We start from the raw sequence: 18,522 nt of genomic DNA on the forward strand, positions 1-18,522 counted from the left end.
TCGTCCGGGCAGGCGTTCGCGCGTGCTTCCGAGCGGCAAGGAAAAAATCATTCACTCCTTGTCTGACCGCTTTGTCGGCAGGCTGCAATCCGTAAGGAGCATTTATGCGTCATTACGAAATCGTGTTCCTGGTTCACCCGGACCAGAGCGAACAAGTCGGTGGCATGGTCGAGCGTTACACCAAGGCCATCGAAGAAGACGGCGGCAAAGTCCACCGTCTGGAAGACTGGGGCCGTCGTCAGCTGGCTTACGCCATCAACAACGTGCACAAGGCTCACTACGTTCTGATGAACGTCGAGTGCACCGCCAAGGCCCTGGCAGAAATGGAAGACAACTTCCGTTACAACGACGCCGTGATCCGTAACATGGTCATCCGTCGCGACGAAGCCGTCACCGGCCAGTCCGAAATGCTGAAGGCCGAAGAGAGCCGCAACGAGCGCCGCGAGCGCCGTGAGCGTCCCGAATCGAACGAGGGCGAGTCCGCTGACGGCGAAGATAGCCGCGACAGCGCTGACGAGTAATCCCGGACCAGTATTGAGGAGCCACACACATGGCACGTTTCTTCCGTCGTCGTAAGTTCTGCCGTTTCACCGCTGAAGGCGTGAAAGAGATCGATTACAAGGATCTCAACACCCTGAAGGCCTACGTTTCCGAAACTGGCAAGATCGTTCCGAGCCGTATCACCGGCACCAAGGCCAAGTACCAGCGTCAGCTGGCGACCGCTATCAAGCGCGCCCGCTACCTGGCCCTGCTTCCCTACACCGACAGCCACGGCCGTTGATCGGGCAGTCGACTGGAATTGATGGATAGATCGCATGCGCGCATTGGCTGAATTTGTCATGCGAGGCCGCATGCAGGCGACCCTGGTGGTCGTCGCAGCCGCGGTACTGCAGCCTTTGTTCTGGCTCGGTGCCGCAGCAGGCAGTCTGGTGCTGTTGCGCCGTGGTCCCAGCGATGCCTTTGGCATCCTGGCCTGGGCGCTGCTTCCGGCACTGGCCTGGTGGTACCTGGGTGACCCCAGCGTGAGTCTGGTTCTGGTGGGTAGTGCCGTGCTGGCGCAGGTTCTGCGCAGCAAGGTGTCCTGGAATCAGGTGATGCTGGCGAGCGTTGTGCTCGGTGCGGTGTTCGTGCTGCTGCTCAGCACGGTGTCGGCCGGGTTGGTCGCAGGTCTGGCCGATGCATTCGGCAAGGCCCTGCCGCAGGTTCTGGCCGAAGCCAAGCTTTCGCCGGAACAGATGGCCGCCCTGCAGGCGGAGATGGTCCCGACCATCACCGGCCTGATGGCAGCCTCGCTGCAGACGATCAGCCTGTTGTGCCTGATGCTGGCGCGTTATTGGCAAGCAGTACTGTTCAACCCGGAAGGGTTTGGCCGCGAGTTCCGCGCACTGCGCTTGTCGCCGGGCACGGCTTTGGCGCTGCTGGTCGGCGTTGTGGCTCTGCCCTTCGCAGGTCCCGCGGCCACCATGCTGGCGCCGCTGTGCATGATCCCGCTGCTGTTCGCCGGGATCGCACTGGGGCACGGCCTGGCCGCGCTGAAGAAGCTTCCGGGCTTCTGGCTGGCACCGCTGTACCTGCTGGTATTCGTACTGGGCAATGTGATCTGTCTTGTCGCCGTAGTCGACAGTCTGTTTGATTTTCGCGGTCGCCTGGCCAAGCGCCAGAAAGCTGCGAACGGTGAAGGTTAAAAGTTAAGAGGTAAGACTCAAATGGAAGTCATCCTGCTGGAAAAGATCGCCAAACTGGGCAACCTGGGCGACAAGCTGAACGTAAAGGGCGGTTACGCTCGTAACTACCTGTTGCCGCAGGGCAAAGCCACCGCTGCCACCGCTGCCAACGTCGCTGCTTTCGAAGAGCGCCGTGCAGAGCTGGAAAAAGCCGCTGCTGAGAAAAAAGCTGCTGCTGAAGCTCGTGCTGCCCAACTGGCCGAACTGATCGTGACCATCGGCGCCCACGCTGGCGACGAAGGCAAGCTGTTCGGTTCGATCGGCACCCGCGACATCGCCGACGCCGTTTCGGCTGCCGGCTACCCGCTGGAAAAGAGCGAAGTTCGCCTGCCCGACGGCGCCCTGCGCGCTGTAGGCGAATACAACATCGAAGTGCAACTGCACATGGATGTTGATGCAACCCTGCACGTGGTTGTAGTCGCCGAGTAAGCGATCCGTCGCTAGGACGATTCACACGGCTTGCCTGGGTGAATCAGTCCAATAACAATGGGCACGGTACCGATCCTCGGTCCGTGCCCTTTGTTTTTCCGCCGTTTCACACAACACGAAGAGCCCATGAACGACATCACCATCCCCGAGCAATACGACCTGCAGACCGCTTCCCTCAAGGTGCCGCCGCACTCGATCGAAGCCGAACAGGCGGTGCTGGGTGGCCTGATGCTCGACAACAATGCATGGGAGCGCGTCTCCGACGCCGTGTCCGATGGCGACTTCTACCGCCATGACCATCGCCTGATCTTCCGCGCCGTCTACAAGCTCGCCGAAGCCAACCAGCCGATCGACGTGGTGACCCTGTCCGAGATGCTCGAGCGCGAAGGGCAGCTGTCCCAGGTGGGCGGCCTCGCGTACCTCGCCGAGCTGGCGAAGAACACGCCCTCGGTAGCGAACATCAAGGCCTACGCGAACATCATCCGCGAGCGCGCCACGTTGCGGCAGCTGATCGGCATCAGCAGCGATATCGCCGACAGTGCCTTCAACCCCGAGGGGCGCAGCGCCAACGAAGTGCTCGACGAAGCCGAGCGGCGGATCTTCGAGATCGCCGAAGCGCGCCCCAAGACCGGCGGCCCGGTGGGCATCGGCGACATCCTGGTCAAGACCATCGACCGCATCGACCACCTGTTCAACACCTCGGATGCGCTGACCGGCATCACCACCGGCTTCACCGACCTCGACGAGAAGACCAGCGGCCTGCAGCCGTCCGACCTGATCATCGTTGCCGGCCGTCCGTCGATGGGCAAGACCACCTTCGCCATGAACCTGGTGGAGAACGCCCTGATGCGCAGCGACAAGGCGATCCTGGTGTACTCCCTGGAGATGCCCTCCGATTCCATCGTGATGCGTATGCTCGCCTCGCTCGGCCGCATCGACCAGACCAAGGTGCGTACCGGCAAGCTGGACGACGAGGATTGGCCGCGCCTGACCTCGGCGGTGAACCTGCTCAGCGACCGCAAGCTGTTCATCGATGACACCGCCGGCATCTCGCCCTCGGAAATGCGTGCGCGTACCCGCCGCCTCTCCCGCGAGCACGGCGAGATCGGCATGATCATGGTCGACTACCTGCAGCTGATGCAGATCCCCGGTTCCGCTGGCGACAACCGGACCAACGAGATTTCCGAGATTTCCCGCTCGCTGAAGGCGCTGGCGAAGGAATTCAACTGCCCGGTGGTAGCGCTCTCCCAGCTCAACCGCTCGCTGGAACAGCGCCCCAACAAGCGCCCGGTGAACTCCGACCTGCGTGAATCCGGAGCGATCGAGCAGGACGCCGACGTGATCATGTTCGTCTACCGCGACGAGGTGTATCACCCCGAGACCGAGTTCAAGGGCGTCGCCGAGATCATCCTCGGCAAGCAGCGTAACGGCCCCATCGGCACCGTGCGGGTGGCCTTCCTCGGCCGCTACAGCCGCTTCGAGAACCTCGCCCCCGGCATGTACAACTTCGAAGACGAGTAACGATGCCGCATTCCGCGTGACCGACGGGCGCCTTAAGATAGGCGCCCGTTTTCATTGCAGAGACAGCCATGCGCCCGCTCGTCGCCCACGTCGATCTAGCCGCCATTCGCCACAACTACGCCGTCGCCAAGCGCTGCGCGCCCGGGCGTGAAGCCTTCGCGGTGGTCAAGGCGAATGCCTACGGGCATGGCGCGCGGGAGGTGGTGAGCTGCCTGCACGACGAGGCCGACGGCTTTGCGGTGGCCTGCCTGGAAGAGGCCGCCGAGGTGCGCGCGCTGCACGCCGGCGCCCGCATCCTGCTGCTGGAGGGCTGCTTCGAACCCTCGGAATACCTGATCGCCGCCCAGCTACGCCTGGACGTGGCGGTGCAAGGCCCCGAGCAGGCCCAGGCATTGCTCGCCGCGCAGTTGCCCAGCGCGCTCAATGTGTGGATGAAGCTGGATACCGGCATGCACCGCCTGGGCTTCTCGCCCGAAGAGCTGCGCGACTGGCATCCGCGCCTGCGCCAGGTGCCGCAGGTGGCCGAGCTGAACCTGATGAGCCACTTCGCCAACGCCGACCTGCGCGGCGACGAGCTGACCGAAGATCAGGTGGCCTGCTTCCTCAGTGTGCTGGACCTGGATTTCGACCTGCGCTCGCTGGCCAACTCCGCCGCGGTGCTGACCATTCCCGCCGCGCACATGGACTGGATTCGCCCCGGCATCATGCTCTACGGCGCCACGCCCTTCGCCGATATCGGTGCTGCCGAGCTGGGCCTGCGCCCGGCCATGAGCTTCGAGGCGCAGCTGATTGCTGTGCGCGAAGTGGCGGTCGGTGAGAGTGTTGGTTACGGGGCAACCTGGGTGGCCGAGCGGCCTTCGCGCATCGGCACCGTGAGCTGCGGGTATGCCGATGGTTATCCGCGCCACGCGCCGAGCGGTACGCCGGTGCTGGTGGATGGCCAGCGCACGGTGCTGGCCGGGCGCGTGTCCATGGACATGCTGGCGGTGGACCTGACCGACCTGCCCAATGCCGCCGTGGGCGACCGCGTCGAGCTGTGGGGCGCCAACCTGCCAGTGGATGAAGTGGCGGCCCACGCCGGGACCATCGGCTACGAGCTGCTGACCAAGGTCACTGCTCGCGTGCCGCGCCGCTACCGCAACTGATCAGGCGCGGTCTTCGCTCTCCAGCCATTCGCTTTCCAGCCATTCTTTTTCCGGCCAGAGCTCGCTGGTTTCGCCAGCGGCTTCGCTGGCCATGGCATAGGCTGCGCGCCCGTTGCCCTTCACTTCGTAGAGCGCCTGGTCGGCGGCCTTGTAGAGCTTGCTGAACTGCATCGCATGGCTGGGGTAGATGGCCACGCCGATGCTCGGCGTGACGCGCAGTTCCAGCGTTTCGAACCTCACCGGGCGCGCCAGTTCGTTGAGGATGCGGCAGGCGATCTCCTTGGCGTGGCTCTCGGCATCCGGGCCGGAGATCAGCGCCGCGAATTCGTCGCCGCCCAGGCGCGCCACGCAGTCGCTGCCGCGCACGCACTGGCGCAGGCGATTGCCGACGTTCTGCAGCATGAAGTCCCCGGCGTCATGGCCGTAGCTGTCGTTGATCGGCTTGAAGTGGTCCAGGTCGATCAGCATCAGCGCCAGTGTCTCGCCGTTCTGCTGGGCGCTGGCCAGGGCGTGTTCGGCGTGCTCCACCAGGTAGCGGCGGTTCGGCAGGCCGGTCAGCGGGTCGTAGTGCGCGGCGTGCTGCAGCTGTACTTCACGCTCGCGCAGCAGTTGGTTGCTCTGGGTGAGTTCGGCGGTGCGCTCGGCCACGGCGGTCGCCAGGTCCTGCTGGGCGCTTTGCATCAGCGTCAGGCGCGCGCTTTTCTCCCGGTCGGCCTGTTCCAGCGCCTGGGCGCGCTCGCGCTTGAGGCCCTGGATGCGCGAGGTGAGGGCGAAGGAAAACAGCACCGACTCCATGGCCACGGCAATGGGGAAGATGTACGAGGTCAGCGGCGAAGGTTGCACCACGCCGGTGGCGCGCATCACTGAAATGCTCACGCTGGTCAGCACCAGGCCGAAGCCGAGCAGGTAGAGGAACGCCGGGAACGAGCCCTGGCGCCAGCGCACCAGGGCGCCGCCGAGCGCCGCCGGTACGCCGATCAGGGTGATCGCCACCAGCATCCAGCCGGCCACGCCACGCAGGTGCAGGGCGCCGAGGACGATGGTCAGCACATACAGCGCGCAGTTCAGGTTCAGCAGCCAGTGCGACCAGCGCACATGACGGCGGGTCTGCAGCAGGGTGATGGTGAAGCGATGCACGCACAGGCCCCAGAGCGAGGGCAGGGTGATGCGGTCCAGCCACCAGGGCACCGGGTGGTCCGGCCAGAAGTACTCGAAGCCGTGCCCGCTCATCCCCAGGCTGAACAGCAGCGCGCTGGCGGTGGTCAGTACGTACCAGAAGTACGCCGGGTCGCGCAGGGTCAGCAGGATGAACAGGTTGTACAGCAGCAGCGCGGCGATCAGGCCGTAGATGAAACCGAGAAACAGGCTGGTATCGGCGCGATGGTCCTGCAGGTCGTTCAGCGACCAGATGCGCAGCGGGAAGGAGTTGCCCGCCGGGTCGTAGACGCGGGCGTAGAGGCGCACCGGACCGCTGCCTTCGGGCAGATGGAAGACCGGGCGGCGGTAGTCGCGGTCGCGGCCCTGGGCGAAGGGCACGGCCTCACCGGACAGCGTTTCCCGGTAGATGCCCCGTTCGTCGGGTACGTAGAGACGAAAATCCTTGAGGTTGACCGCGTCCACTTCCAGCCACCAGCCGCCCTGCGGGGTGGTGCGGCGGTCGAGGTCCAGGCGCAGCCACCAGCCGTCCGGGCTCTGGCCGACGCTGGTGCGGCCGTTGGCAGGCACGAAATCGCGGCTGGCCTGCACGGCTTCCAGCGACAGCGGGCCATCACGTTCCTGCAGCAGTTCGAGGTGATCGTTGAGCCAGGCGCCGCTGGCCTTGTCGTCCAGTTCGAAGGCTAGCGCCGTGTGGCAGAACAGCAGGGTAAGCAACAGCACGAAGGCACGACGCACGACAGGTACTCCCTGGCCTGGGTGGGATGGCCAGGCGTACTGCGGATAGTGGCTGGAGTATAGCCAGATGATGGCACTTGCAATCTACCGTGCGCCGGCTAAATCCCAGTTAAATCTGAGCTCACTGGTCGGGTGTTGTACACTTTTTGTGCTATATTCCGCGCCCGCGTTTTTCCGCGATACCTACTTAGAGATACCCCGGTGCCCGTGATGCAAGCCGCCAAGCCGTTGTTCGACTATCCCAAGTTCTGGGCCGAGTGTTTCGGCCCGGCGCCGTTCCTGCCCATGAGCAAGGAAGAGATGGATCAGCTGGGTTGGGATTCCTGCGACATCATCATCGTCACCGGGGATGCCTACGTTGACCATCCGTCGTTCGGCATGGCCATCATCGGCCGTCTGCTGGAGGCCCAGGGCTTCCGCGTGGGCATCATTGCCCAGCCGGACTGGCGCTCGAAAGACGACTTCATGAAGCTCGGCCAGCCGAACCTGTTCTTCGGCGTGGCGGCAGGCAACATGGACTCGATGATCAACCGCTACACCGCGGACAAGAAGATCCGCAGCGATGACGCCTATACGCCGGGCGGCCTGGCCGGCAAGCGCCCTGATCGCGCCAGCCTGGTCTACAGCCAGCGCTGCAAGGAGGCCTACAGCGAGACCCCGGTGATCCTCGGCGGCATCGAGGCTTCGCTTCGCCGCATCGCCCACTACGACTACTGGCAGGACAAGGTGCGTCGCTCCATCCTGATGGACGCCACCGCCGACATCCTGCTGTACGGCAACGCCGAACGCGCCGTGGTGGAGATCGCCCAGCGCCTGGCCTCCGGCGAGACGGTCGAGCAGATCACCGACGTGCGCGGCACCGCCTTCGTGCGCCGCGACACCCCCGAAGGCTGGTTCGAGGTGGACTCCACCCGCATTGACCGTCCGGGCAAGGTCGACAAGATCATCAACCCGTACGTGAACACCCAGGACACCGCCGCCTGCGCCATCGAGCAGGAGAAGGGCGAGCAGGAAGACCCGAACGAAGCCAAGGTCGTGCAACTGCTGGCACACCCGCGCCTGGAGCGCGATCGCACGGTGATCCGCCTGCCATCGTTCGAGAAGGTGCGCAGCGACGCGGTGCTCTATGCCCACGCCAACCGCGTGCTGCACCTGGAGACCAACCCGGGCAACGCCCGCGCCCTGGTGCAGAAGCATGGCGAGGTGGACGTGTGGTTCAACCCGCCGCCCATCCCGATGAGCACCGAGGAAATGGACTACGTGTTCGGCATGCCCTATGCGCGCGTGCCGCACCCGCTGTACGGCAAGGAGAAGATCCCGGCCTACGAGATGATCCGTTTCTCGGTGAACATCATGCGGGGCTGCTTCGGTGGCTGCACCTTCTGCTCGATCACCGAGCACGAGGGGCGGATCATCCAGAACCGCTCCCACGAATCGATCCTCGCCGAGATCGAGGAGATGCGTAAGGTGCCGGGCTTCACCGGTGTGGTCTCCGACCTCGGCGGCCCGACTGCCAACATGTACCGCATCGCCTGCAAGGACCCGGAGATCGAGCGTCACTGCCGCAAGCCGTCCTGCGTGTGGCCGGGCATCTGCGAGAACCTCAACACCGACCACTCCTCGCTCATCGAGCTGTACCGCAAGGCCCGCGCCCTGCCGGGCGTGAAGAAGATCCTGATCGCTTCCGGCCTGCGCTACGACCTCGCCGTGCAGTCGCCCGAGTACGTCAAGGAACTGGTGACGCACCACGTCGGCGGCTACCTGAAGATCGCCCCGGAGCACACCGAGGAAGGCCCGCTGTCGAAGATGATGAAGCCGGGCATCGGCACCTACGACACCTTCAAGCGCATGTTCGAGAAGTTCTCCAAGGAGGCGGGAAAGGAGCAGTACCTGATCCCGTACTTCATCGCCGCGCACCCGGGCACCACCGACGAGGACATGATGAACCTCGCCCTGTGGCTCAAGCGCAACGGCTTCCGCGCGGACCAGGTGCAGGCGTTCTATCCCTCACCCATGGCCAGCGCGACCGCCATGTACCACTCGGGCAAGAACCCGCTGCGCAAGGTCACCTACAAGAGCGACAGCGTGACCATCGTCAAGAGCGACCAGCAGCGCCGCCTGCACAAGGCCTTCCTGCGCTACCACGACCCGAAGGGTTGGCCGATGTTGCGCGAAGCGCTGGAGCGCATGGGCCGCGCGGACCTGATCGGCAACGGCAAGCACCATCTGATCCCGACCTACCAGCCGCAGACCGACGAGTACCAGAGCGCGCGCCGCAAGAACTCCACCCCGGCCGGCAGCAAGAAGGCCGGCCAGCCGCTGCTGACCCAGCACACCGGCCTGCCGCCGCGCGCCAGCAATGGCTCCAAGCCGTGGAACAAGACCGAGGAAGGCAAGGCCACCGGCTACGCCAAGGGCAAGAAACGCACGACCAAGCGGCAGCCGAATATCCCGCGCTGATCCGTCTGCCCGTGCTGTGAAAAAAGGCGTGCCCGCTATGCGGTCACGCCTTTTTGCTGGAAGAAGCTCACGTAAGCCTTGTCCACCTTGAGAATGTGGTGGATCAGCCAGGCCTTGAGCAGCTCCAGCGCCTCGACCGAGACCACCTCGCCATCCTCGTGACGGTACAGCAGGTCGATGATCTGCCGATTGAAGCGGTCGTGCTCGGCGCGGTGCGCTTCCTCGTCCGGGTAGCCCAGGCGCTGGAACAGCACCTCCTCGACGATGAAGTGGTTCATCGTGTACTCCACCAGTTGCTCCAGCAGCTCGCCGATGGGCTGGCCCTCGCCGTCGGCGCCGTTGAGGCTGTCGTACAGCGCGTTGGTGAGGTCGACCAGCCAGCGGTGCTGTTCATCGATCCGCTCGATTCCGATCACGAACTCGTCGTTCCAGGGCATGAAGCTCATCCGTGTACTCCTTGGGGTGGAAGCGCAGATCATCCCGATCCGCCACCACGAAACCGTGACGCCAATCAATCAAAGTGCGATGTGTCTGAAGGGCTGGCGTGGCGCGGGATGTAGGAGTATTCTCCGGATCAGTTGGTACGATAGTTCCATATCATAAGAACAAGACCGGAGCCCGCCATGCGTCTCGCCACTCTCTCCCTTCTCGCTTTCTCCGTTGCCCTGGCCGCCTGCGGCGAAGGCGACAAGCCTACCGCCGCCGTCAGCAGCGACTTCCAGAAGGACTTGCAGGCCCGCCTGATCAAGGCCAAAGCTGGCGATGTCATCGACATTCCCGCCGGCACCTACCACCTGGACCGCAGCCTCAGCCTGAAAGTGGACGGCGTGACCATCCGCGGCGCCGGGATGGACAAGACCATCTTGAGCTTCAAGAACCAGAAGGCCGGCGCCGAAGGGCTGTTCGTCGACGCCTCCGACTTCACCCTGGAGAATCTCGCCATCGAGGACACCAAGGGCGACGGCCTGAAGGTCATCGGCGGCAAGAACATCGTCATCCGCAACATCCGCACCGAGTGGACCAACGGCGCCTCCACCGAGAACGGCGGCTACGGCATCTACCCGGTTCAGACCGAGAACACCCTGCTCGAAGGCAACGTCGCCATCGGCGCCTCCGACTCGGGCATCTACGTCGGCCAGTCGCGTAACGTGGTAGTGCGCAACAACCGCGCCGAGCGCAACGTCGCCGGCATCGAGATCGAGAACACCATCGGCGCCGACGTCTACAACAACGTCGCCACCGACAACACCGGCGGCATCCTCGTCTTCAACATGCCCAACCTGCAGCAGCCGGGGCGCGGCACCCGCGTCTTCGACAACGACGTGCAGGGCAACAACCACGAGAACTTCGGCCACAAGGGCACGCCGGTGGCCAGCGTGCCGGCGGGCTCGGGCGTGGTGGTGAATTCCAACGACGACGTGGAGATCTTCAACAACAAGATCGGCAACCACAAAACCGCCAACGTCATCATCAGCAGCTACTTCAGCACCAACTATTCGGAGAAGGCCACCCAGCCGAACTTCGACCCCTATCCCGAGGGCATCTTCATCCACGGCAACACCTTCGGCCCCGGTGGCGACAGCCCCGACCACCTGGAGCTGAAAGCGCTCAAGGTCGCCAAGTTCGGCCTCACCGGGCGCCTGCCGGACATCCTCTGGGACGGCTACTTCAACGAGAAGAAACTGGTCGACGGCAAGCTGCCCGAAGCCCTGGCCATCTGCATCGACAACGGCAGCGCCGGCATCGTCAACGTCGACGGCCCCAACGGCTACAAGAACATCAGCACCGACATCAGCTCGCACCAGTGCAAGCTCAAGCCGCTGCCGAAGATCGAGCAGGCCGGCCTGGGTGAAAAGGGCAACAAGGCATGATGAAACCCGCTTCGTTCCTGTTGTCGCTCGCCCTGGCCACCTTGGTGGCCGGGTGCGGGAAGGAGAGCAAGCCGCGTTACCAGCCCGAAGGCGACGACTACCCGGAAAAGCTCAGCGGCTGGGGCATGCTGCACCTGGCGGACGGCCACCTGGCGCCGGCCGCCGAGGTGCTGCCCTATGACCTGAACACCTCGCTGTTCACCGACTACGCACACAAACTGCGCACCGTATGGATGCCCGAAGGACAGTCGGCGCAGTACGCCGAGGACCGCTTCGACTACCCCGTCGGTACCGTCCTGACCAAGACCTTCTATTACCCCAAGGACGCCCAGGGCAACCTGCTGCAGAACAGCCAGGACGACCGTGATCCGAAGGCCGGGCTCGACATGGCCAAGGTTCATCTGGTGGAGACCCGCGTGCTGGTGCGGCAGAAGGACGGCTGGGCGGCACTGCCCTACGTGTGGAATACTGAGCAGAGCGAAGCGACCCTGGAGGTCGCTGGCGACAGCCCGGCGCTGGAGGTGACCGCCGAGGACGGCAAGAAGATCGCCTTCACCTATATGGTGCCGGACGCCAACCAGTGCTCCGAATGCCACGCCGAGCAGAAGGGCGGCGGCATCGCCCCGCTGGGGCCCAAGGCGCGGCACCTGAACAAGGACTTCGCCTACGCCGAAGGCAGCGACAACCAGTTGCAGCACTGGCAGGCGCGCGGCTTCCTCAAGGGCCTGCCGGCGCTGGCGCAAGTGCCGCAGAACGCGCTGTGGGGGCATCCGCGCCCCGGCGAAGACCTGGAGAAACAGGCGCGCAGCTACCTCGACGCCAACTGCTCGCACTGCCACAACCCCAAGGGCGCGGCGCGCACTTCGGGCCTCTACCTCGACCCGCACACGCCGGTCTCAATCGCCTACGGCATCTGCAAGCCGCCGGTGGCAGCGGGCGGCGGCACGGGCGGGCGACTGGAAGACATCCACCCTGGCAGCCCGGAGAAGTCCGTGCTCAGCTACCGGGTCGGCAGCGACAAGCCGGGCGACATGATGCCCGAGCTGGGTCGTACCCTGGTGCACCGCGAGGGGCTGGAAATGCTCAATCGCTGGATCGCCTCGCTGCCCGGCGACTGCTAGTGCAATAGCGCCCGGAGCCCGCCAGGGCTCTGGGCTGCGCGCTGCGACGAGCAAACGGCTGGGGCCGTGCTAGCGTTCATCTGGTCCCTTTCTCTCGCAGGTGCGCTTCCATGGAAGATACGAACATCATCAATGTGGGTACGGAGAAGATCAACGCACTGTGGGCGACGGTTTCGCAGTACGCGCTCGCATTCGGTGTGAAGATCATCGTCGCCATCCTCTTCTGGGTACTCGGCCGCTGGCTGATTGGCTTCGCCGTCGGGTTGGTGGAGAAGGCCCTGGCCAGGCAGAGCGTCGATCCGACGGTGCTGCGCTACGTCGGCTCCTTCATCACCGTCACTCTGAACATCCTTCTGGTCGTCGGCATCCTCGGCTACTTCGGCGTGCAGACCACCAGCCTCGCCGCACTGATCGCCGCCATCGGCCTGGCCATCGGCATGGCCTGGTCGGGCCTGCTGGCGAACCTCGCGGCCGGTGGCTTCATCATCGTGCTGCGGCCGTTCAAGGTCGGCGACTTCGTCTCCGCCGGCGGCGTGACCGGCACCGTGAAGGAGATCGGCCTGTTCGCCACCGCCATCAACACCCCGGACAACGTCCTGACCCTGGTGGGCAACAACAAGATCTTCAGCGACACCATCCAGAACTTCAGCCACAACACCTTCCGCCGCGTGGAACTCAAGACGCAGCTCTCCGGCGCCGCCGACTATGCAGCTGCTGTCGCGGTGCTCAAACAGCGCATCGCGGCGATCCCGAATGTGCTGACCGACCCGCCGGTGGATGTGGAAATCCTCGAGTTCAACCTCGTCGGCCCGGTGCTGGCAGTGCGTCCGTACTGCCACAACGACAACTACTGGCAGGTCTACTTCGACACCAACCGCACCATCAAGGAAGCCCTGGGCACCGACTTCCCGGCACCGATGCCGGCGCAGACGGTGATCGTGCAGCAGTCGGCGAACAGCTGACGGCTCCCGCTCCTACAAGGGCCACCGCAAGGTGGCCTTTTCTTTTCCCAGCGAGAATCCCGGCGCGAACAACCTCGCCGGGACCGATGGCTCCCCGGCACGGATGAGTGGCGCGGTACTTCGGACGCCTTCCTAGCTGCACGCCTGATCCTCTCCGGCTGGCGGACTTTTCCCTTCGATCTCCCAGCAAATGTCTGGCTGACCGCCCCGCGCTGTGCCTTGCACCCTTGAAGCTCACTCCTCGGCGGCAAGGTGATCGACATGGCTGGCGGCAAGCGCAGCGAAGGATTCACCCTGGTGGAAGTGCTGGTCTCGGTGCTTGTCCTCGGGATTGGACTGCTGGGGCTGGCGGGTCTGCAGAACGTCGCTATTCGCGCCGGCTACAGCGCGCTGCAACGTTCCCAGGCGTCCTGGCTGGCCAGCGAGATGGCCGACCTGCTGCGCGCGAATTCAGACGCCGCCCGCGCGGGCGCCTACGACACGAACTTCCTCGACGTGGCCGCCGGATGCCCGAAAAGCGCTGGCTCGACGCGGGCGCAACTCGATCTCGGCCAGTGGCAGGCAGATGTCTGCGAGACGCTCCGTGGGTCGGGTAGCGGTTCCGTGCAGGTGGTCCACAGCGGTGACCAGTACAGCGCGGTGATCGCCGTGCGTTGGGACGACCGAGGGGCGCGCGAGCGTCTGGGGGAGGCTGGCAATGCCTGGGAAACCTTCACCTACCGGATAGGCCTCTGACATGCGCCAGCGCGGACTTTCGCTGGTCGAGCTGCTGGTGGCCATGGCGCTCGGGCTGCTGCTCCTGGCGGGCGTCATCCAGGTCGTCCTCGGCAGCAAGCGCAGCTATCAGAGCAGCGTCGCGCTGGCCGAGCTGCAGGAGACTGGCCGCTTCGCGCTGGAGGCCATGGCGCGGGACCTGCGCAACGCCGGGTTCTCAGGCGCCTGCGCGGGCGGACTGGTCAACACCGCTGGTGCGGAAGGGGCAAAGTACGCGATCGATGCCTCGGCAATCGAAGGGTTCGGAGCCGGGATGTCGGCTCCGGCCTGGATGCCCTCCGAGCGCTTGGCCAACACCGATGCGGTGTTGCTGCGTTATGCATCCGAGCCTGTTCTCGAGGCTCGCTCGATCAGCGGCAACCGGCTGTTCCTGGCTTCTTCGGGTGCAGTTTCCGGGGCCTTCTATCTGCTCAGCGATCAGCAGTCCTGCCTGCTGCTGCGCAATGCCGGGGACGCGGCGAGCCTGTTGGCGGATCGTTCGCTGGAGCACTTCCTGGCTGCGGCGACGCGGGTCTATCGATACCGCTATGTCATCTACTCGATTCGCCGGAACGATGATGGGACGCCGGGGTTGTTCGTGACGGACAACAGCCAGACCTCAAGCAAATCGAATACCGAAGAACTGGTGAACGGCGTCGCCGGCATGAGCCTGCGCTACGGCGTGGCGGGAGTGGGCAGCGAAGTGGTGGCGGCCTACAAGGCGGCGCGGGAAATGACCGCCAGCGACTGGCGTCGGGTACGCACGGTACGCATCAGCCTGCTGCTGCAGAGTCAGACCCGTGAGGTCGACGAGGCACCCAAGGCGCTGCAGTTCGACGGCCGCACCCTCCCGCCGAACGCGGAGCGAAGGCTGCGGCTGGTGATGAGCAGCACCATCGCGCTACGCAATCCCTCGCCATGAACGGGGGCTCGTCGATGCGTCATGAGTTCGAGCGCGGGGCGGTGCTGCTGGTCTCGCTGGTCATGTTGTTGCTGCTCACCCTCATCGGCCTGGCGAGCATGCGCATGGTGCAGTTGGAAGAACGCATGGCCGGCAACCTGCGTGACCGGCAGATGGCCTTCCAGGCAGCAGAAGCGGCGCTGCGCGCGGGCGAAGCGGCTGCGCTGGAGCGCTATCGGCACGACGGCCCTATGGCCTCTGTCGAGGCTGCCGAAGGAGTGGCTGGCGGTTTTTCCGGCAGTGCGGCGCAGCCGGTTTATCGGCTGCGCTTCCTGCGCTGGCTGTCCAGCGAGGGGCTGGAAGTCGGCAAGGGCGGCGCGGCCAATGGTGTAGCCATCGAGGTGCGCGCCGAAGGCTTTGGTGCGCGTCGCCAGCCTTCGGGGGAGCCGGTTTCCAGCGTCCGGCTGAGCAGCATCTTTTTCATCCGTTAGCGCGCAGCAAGGAGGTGCTAGTGAGGCTCGGAAGACTCTGTTCCCTGATGCTGGGCGCCATGCTGGCGGGCGTACTGTCGGCTGCGCCGGTCAGTCAGGTGCCGCTGCAGGTCGCCAGTGGTGCTCCGGGCAATATCCTGTTGTTGCCATCTTCGGCCCACGGGGCGACGGCGGCGGCAGCTAATCCAAGCCCGGTCTATGTCACCGGCGAGAGGTACTTCGGTTACTTCGACCCGGACAAGTGCTACGCCTACCGTGCTGGCAAAGACGAGACGGAGCGCTATTTCCAGCCCGTCGGCCCGGCGCTGGCCCATGTCTGCCGGCGGGCCTGGAGCGGCAACTTCCTCAACTGGGCGACGGCACAGGCCATCGATGTGTATCGCGCCGTGCTGACCGGCGGCGATCGCCTTATCGACAGTGCCGGACTGACGGTGTTGCAGAAGGGGCGGAATCTGCAACGGGACGGCGCCTTCCCGGATCGCCTTCTGCCTTTCGACAGCGTCGCGGGTGCCACGCCATTCTCCGGCGTAACGCTGTACCTGCGTGTTGCGGGAGAGGAGCGCGGCCTTTTGCTGAGTCGCAGCCCGGACTTTCCCGGCGAGCCGCAGGAGCTGCCGCCCGCAGAGCCGCTTTTGCCTGCGACGACCTACCGGATCGCGGTGCGCGTACAGGTCTGCGTTGCCGGCCAGTTGGAGCGTAATTGCCGGCCTTATGGCGAGCATTCCAAGCCTGAGGGCGTACTGCAGGAATATGCCGGTCGCCTGCGCTTCAGCCTCTTCGGCCGGTCTGATCGCGAAACGGGAGTGGTGCTGCGCGCGCCGCAGAAATTCGTCGGGCCGTGGCTGGATGATGGACGGGATAACCCGCTGAAAGAGTGGTCGGCGCAGTCCGGAATCTTCATCGACCGGCCGGCTGGAGTGATCGCCGCTCTCAACCGTTTCGGCGAGTCCTCGTCGTTCCTGCCATTCGATGACCTGGGCGAGCTGCTCCAAGCCGCCACAGGCTACCTGCGCCATCAGGGAGATCATGCGGACCCGCTCACCTACGCCTGCCAGCGCAACGTCGTGCTCGGGATTGGCGGCGCGGGTGAGGGCGAGGCCGGCGTGAGTTTGCCGCGTTTTGGCGATCCAGCGATTGCCCAGGCGACGCAGCAGGTGACGGCCATGCAGGGCGGCGCAGGCTCCGCCGCTTCGCTCGCACTGGCAGGCCTGGCCTATGACGCCCATGTGCGCGATTTGCGCCCGGACCTCCCCGGCCGGCAGAGCGCTGCCACCTACTGGCTGGCGTCTTCCCGCGAAGTGGCCGGGCCGGGCAGCTCCCTGTGGCTGGCGACCCAGTACGGCGGCTTTGCCATCCCGCGCGGCTATTCCTTTGTGCGCGCATCACCACTGCCGGAAAGCGCGTGGCAGGGCGTGGACGGCTGGCCGCTCAACCTGCTGAAACTCGCCGACCCTGACCCGCTGCGCGATGAGCTGAAACAGGCGTTCGCCCAAGCAGCCGACGATGAGCCGAGGAGCACCGGCAACTTCAGTGGCGGCCCGAACTCCGGCGAGTGGTTCAGTACCCTGCTGGCCGGGCGGCGCTGGAGCGGCGACCTGCAACTATGGCGCGAAGGCGAGCGGCTGCCGCGGTGGTCGGCCGCCCGGAAGCTGGACGAGCAGAGCGAAGCGCAAGTGGCCGGACGGAACATTCTCACTGTGCGGCCCGCCGGGGCAGGGGCAGACGGATCGCTGATCGCGCGCGCAGGCATGCTCTTCGCCTGGAGTGCCCTGGATGACGAACAGCGCCGCAGGCTGGGGGGCGAGCAGGGCGAGTCGCTGGTCGACTACCTTCGCGGGTCGCGCCTGCAGGAGCGGAGCGAGCCCCGCAGTGCGTTGCCTTTCCGCCTGCGCAGCAGCCGGCTGGGCGACATCGTTGGCTCGCGCCCGGTCTATTCCTGGCACGACCCGCAGCCTTACGGCGAGCTGCCCAAGCCGCTGGGTACTGGCTACCGGGAGTTCCTTGCCAGCGAGCAATACCAGCGGCGTGCGCCGCTGGTGGCGGTGGGCGCGAATGACGGCATGCTGCATGGCTTCGATGCGCGCGATGGGCGTGAGTTGTTCGCCTATGTGCCGGCGGCGGTGCTGGGCCACCTTCGCGAGTTGGCCGACCCCGGCTATGCCCATCGCTTTTACGTCGATGGGTCGCCCATGGTGGGCAATGCCTGGATCGGCGGAGAGTGGCGAACCCTGTTGGTGGGCAGCACCGGAGCAGGCGGCAACGGCCTGTTCGCGCTGGACGTGACCGACCCAGAACACGTCCAGTCGAGCAGCGTGCTCTGGGAGTTCAGCCACCCCGACCTCGGCTACACGCTGGGGCGGCCAGCACTCATGGCGCTCGGATCGGGAAGGTTCGTCGTGGCGGTTTCCTCCGGCGCCAGGGACCCGGAATACCGTGGCGGGGACATCTGGCTGCTCGATGCCGCGGATGGTCGTGTGCTCAAGCGCATCCACCTGCCCGAGGCCGGTGACCTGGGGCCGGTGACGGCGATCAGCAGTGTGGGCGGGGTGACCGCCAACCGCCTCTATGTGGGCGACAGCCTCGGGAATCTCTGGCGTGTGGATCTGGCGGGCGATGCGGGTGGCGACTCGGCGATTCCATCGTCGCTGGCCGGCAAACCGTTGTTCCGGACGCTGGCGCCGGACGGGAATTCGCAGGCAATCACTGCGCCTGTTGCGGCAGCTCTGGACCGCAGTGGACAGGTGCGAGTGTTGCTCGGCACCGGGCGCTTCTACCGTGTGGGTGACGACGAGCCCACGGCGAGGACTGAAAGTCTTTATGGCGTGCTCGACGACGGGCGGGTCTTGGTTGGGCGGTCAGAGCTCCTGCCGGTGCCCGGAAAGGACGGTGGTCGTGGCTGGTATCTCGACCTGTCGGCCGTTGGTTGGCGCGTGGTGGAGCAGCCGCAGGTTCGTGACGGCAGGCTGGTGTTGTTCAACCTGATCGCACCGGGAGAGGACCCCTGCAGCGATCCGCTCGCTCACGCTTGGGTCGTGCTGGATAGCGGCAGCGGCGAGCGGCTGGTGGGCGGTCTGCCGAGCGCCGTCATGGCGGGCAGCGACACAGCGCAGCAGTCCAGCGGCGCGCTGCTGCAATCCGATCCGGCCGGTGGCCTGCACATCCTGGGTGTGGATCGCGATGGCCGTCCGCAGGGGCAGGCGCTGGATCTGCTCCGTGACTTCGGGCGCAAGGCCTGGTGGGAGTCTCGTTGA

16 protein-coding genes are annotated in these 18,522 nt (G+C 65.3%); 14 read left to right on the forward strand and 2 right to left on the reverse strand.

Going from position 1 to position 18,522, the window contains the following annotated elements; translation table 11 throughout:
• Positions 1-104: 104 nt before the first annotated feature.
• From rpsF to alr, 6 genes are all read left to right on the forward strand, one after another.
• On the forward strand, positions 105-521 hold the full coding sequence (rpsF, locus tag IB273_RS24650; protein WP_015479136.1) for a 30S ribosomal protein S6: 417 nt from the start codon (positions 105-107) through the stop codon (positions 519-521).
• Between the two features lie 29 nt (positions 522-550).
• A complete protein-coding gene (rpsR, locus tag IB273_RS24655; protein ID WP_003095634.1) occupies positions 551-781 on the forward strand; it encodes a 30S ribosomal protein S18 in 231 nt (76 codons plus the stop codon).
• A gap of 34 nt (positions 782-815) precedes the next feature.
• Complete coding sequence (locus IB273_RS24660; RefSeq protein WP_151188491.1) at positions 816-1,685, forward strand: hypothetical protein; 870 nt, start codon at positions 816-818, stop codon at positions 1,683-1,685.
• A gap of 21 nt (positions 1,686-1,706) precedes the next feature.
• Positions 1,707-2,153, forward strand: coding sequence for a 50S ribosomal protein L9 (gene rplI, locus IB273_RS24665; RefSeq protein WP_015479134.1), 447 nt, complete (start codon positions 1,707-1,709; stop codon positions 2,151-2,153).
• A gap of 126 nt (positions 2,154-2,279) precedes the next feature.
• Positions 2,280-3,674 carry a replicative DNA helicase gene (gene dnaB / locus IB273_RS24670; protein ID WP_081515541.1) on the forward strand — a complete coding sequence of 465 codons (1,395 nt, stop codon included), beginning with the start codon at positions 2,280-2,282 and terminating at the stop codon, positions 3,672-3,674.
• A 68-nt stretch (positions 3,675-3,742) separates the two neighbouring features.
• Positions 3,743-4,819: an alanine racemase gene (gene alr, locus IB273_RS24675; protein ID WP_192225232.1), complete on the forward strand. Its 1,077-nt coding sequence runs from the start codon at positions 3,743-3,745 to the stop codon at positions 4,817-4,819.
• Here alr and IB273_RS24680 read toward each other — a convergent pair whose 3' ends face one another.
• Complete coding sequence (locus IB273_RS24680) at positions 4,820-6,712, reverse strand: GGDEF domain-containing protein (protein WP_151188489.1); 1,893 nt, start codon at positions 6,710-6,712, stop codon at positions 4,820-4,822.
• Between the two features lie 210 nt (positions 6,713-6,922).
• Between IB273_RS24680 and IB273_RS24685 the strand changes: the two genes are divergently transcribed.
• Positions 6,923-9,172: a YgiQ family radical SAM protein gene (locus IB273_RS24685; protein WP_192225233.1), complete on the forward strand. Its 2,250-nt coding sequence runs from the start codon at positions 6,923-6,925 to the stop codon at positions 9,170-9,172.
• Between the two features lie 35 nt (positions 9,173-9,207).
• Here the strand turns inward: IB273_RS24685 and IB273_RS24690 are convergent, their stop codons facing one another.
• On the reverse strand, positions 9,208-9,618 hold the full coding sequence (locus tag IB273_RS24690) for a bacteriohemerythrin (RefSeq protein ID WP_192225234.1): 411 nt from the start codon (positions 9,616-9,618) through the stop codon (positions 9,208-9,210).
• 177 nt (positions 9,619-9,795) lie between these two features.
• Between IB273_RS24690 and IB273_RS24695 the strand changes: the two genes are divergently transcribed.
• The 7 genes from IB273_RS24695 (at position 9,796) to IB273_RS24725 (ending at position 18,522) form a co-directional block, all read left to right on the forward strand.
• Positions 9,796-11,043, forward strand: coding sequence for a parallel beta-helix domain-containing protein (locus IB273_RS24695; RefSeq protein WP_081515546.1), 1,248 nt, complete (start codon positions 9,796-9,798; stop codon positions 11,041-11,043).
• Entirely contained in the window at positions 11,040-12,164 is a 1,125-nt protein-coding gene (locus IB273_RS24700; RefSeq protein WP_412548096.1) for an SO2930 family diheme c-type cytochrome, read from the forward strand. Before IB273_RS24695 ends, IB273_RS24700 begins: the two co-directional genes overlap by 4 nt.
• 110 nt (positions 12,165-12,274) lie before the next feature.
• Positions 12,275-13,126, forward strand: a complete 852-nt coding sequence (locus tag IB273_RS24705) for a mechanosensitive ion channel family protein (protein ID WP_192225235.1) — start codon at positions 12,275-12,277, stop codon at positions 13,124-13,126.
• Positions 13,127-13,387: 261 nt separating this feature from the next.
• Positions 13,388-13,861, forward strand: coding sequence for a type IV pilus modification protein PilV (gene pilV, locus IB273_RS24710; protein WP_192225236.1), 474 nt, complete (start codon positions 13,388-13,390; stop codon positions 13,859-13,861).
• A 1-nt stretch (position 13,862) separates the two neighbouring features.
• Entirely contained in the window at positions 13,863-14,801 is a 939-nt protein-coding gene (locus tag IB273_RS24715; protein WP_192225237.1) for a PilW family protein, read from the forward strand.
• A 14-nt stretch (positions 14,802-14,815) separates the two neighbouring features.
• Positions 14,816-15,271 (forward strand): PilX N-terminal domain-containing pilus assembly protein, encoded by a 456-nt coding sequence (locus IB273_RS24720; protein WP_192225238.1) that lies wholly within the window; start codon positions 14,816-14,818, stop codon positions 15,269-15,271.
• A gap of 47 nt (positions 15,272-15,318) precedes the next feature.
• Entirely contained in the window at positions 15,319-18,522 is a 3,204-nt protein-coding gene (locus IB273_RS24725) for a pilus assembly protein (protein WP_192225239.1), read from the forward strand.

The organism is Pseudomonas sp. PDM19 (assembly GCF_014852215.1).
In the GTDB taxonomy this organism is placed as follows: Bacteria; Pseudomonadota; Gammaproteobacteria; order Pseudomonadales; family Pseudomonadaceae; genus Pseudomonas.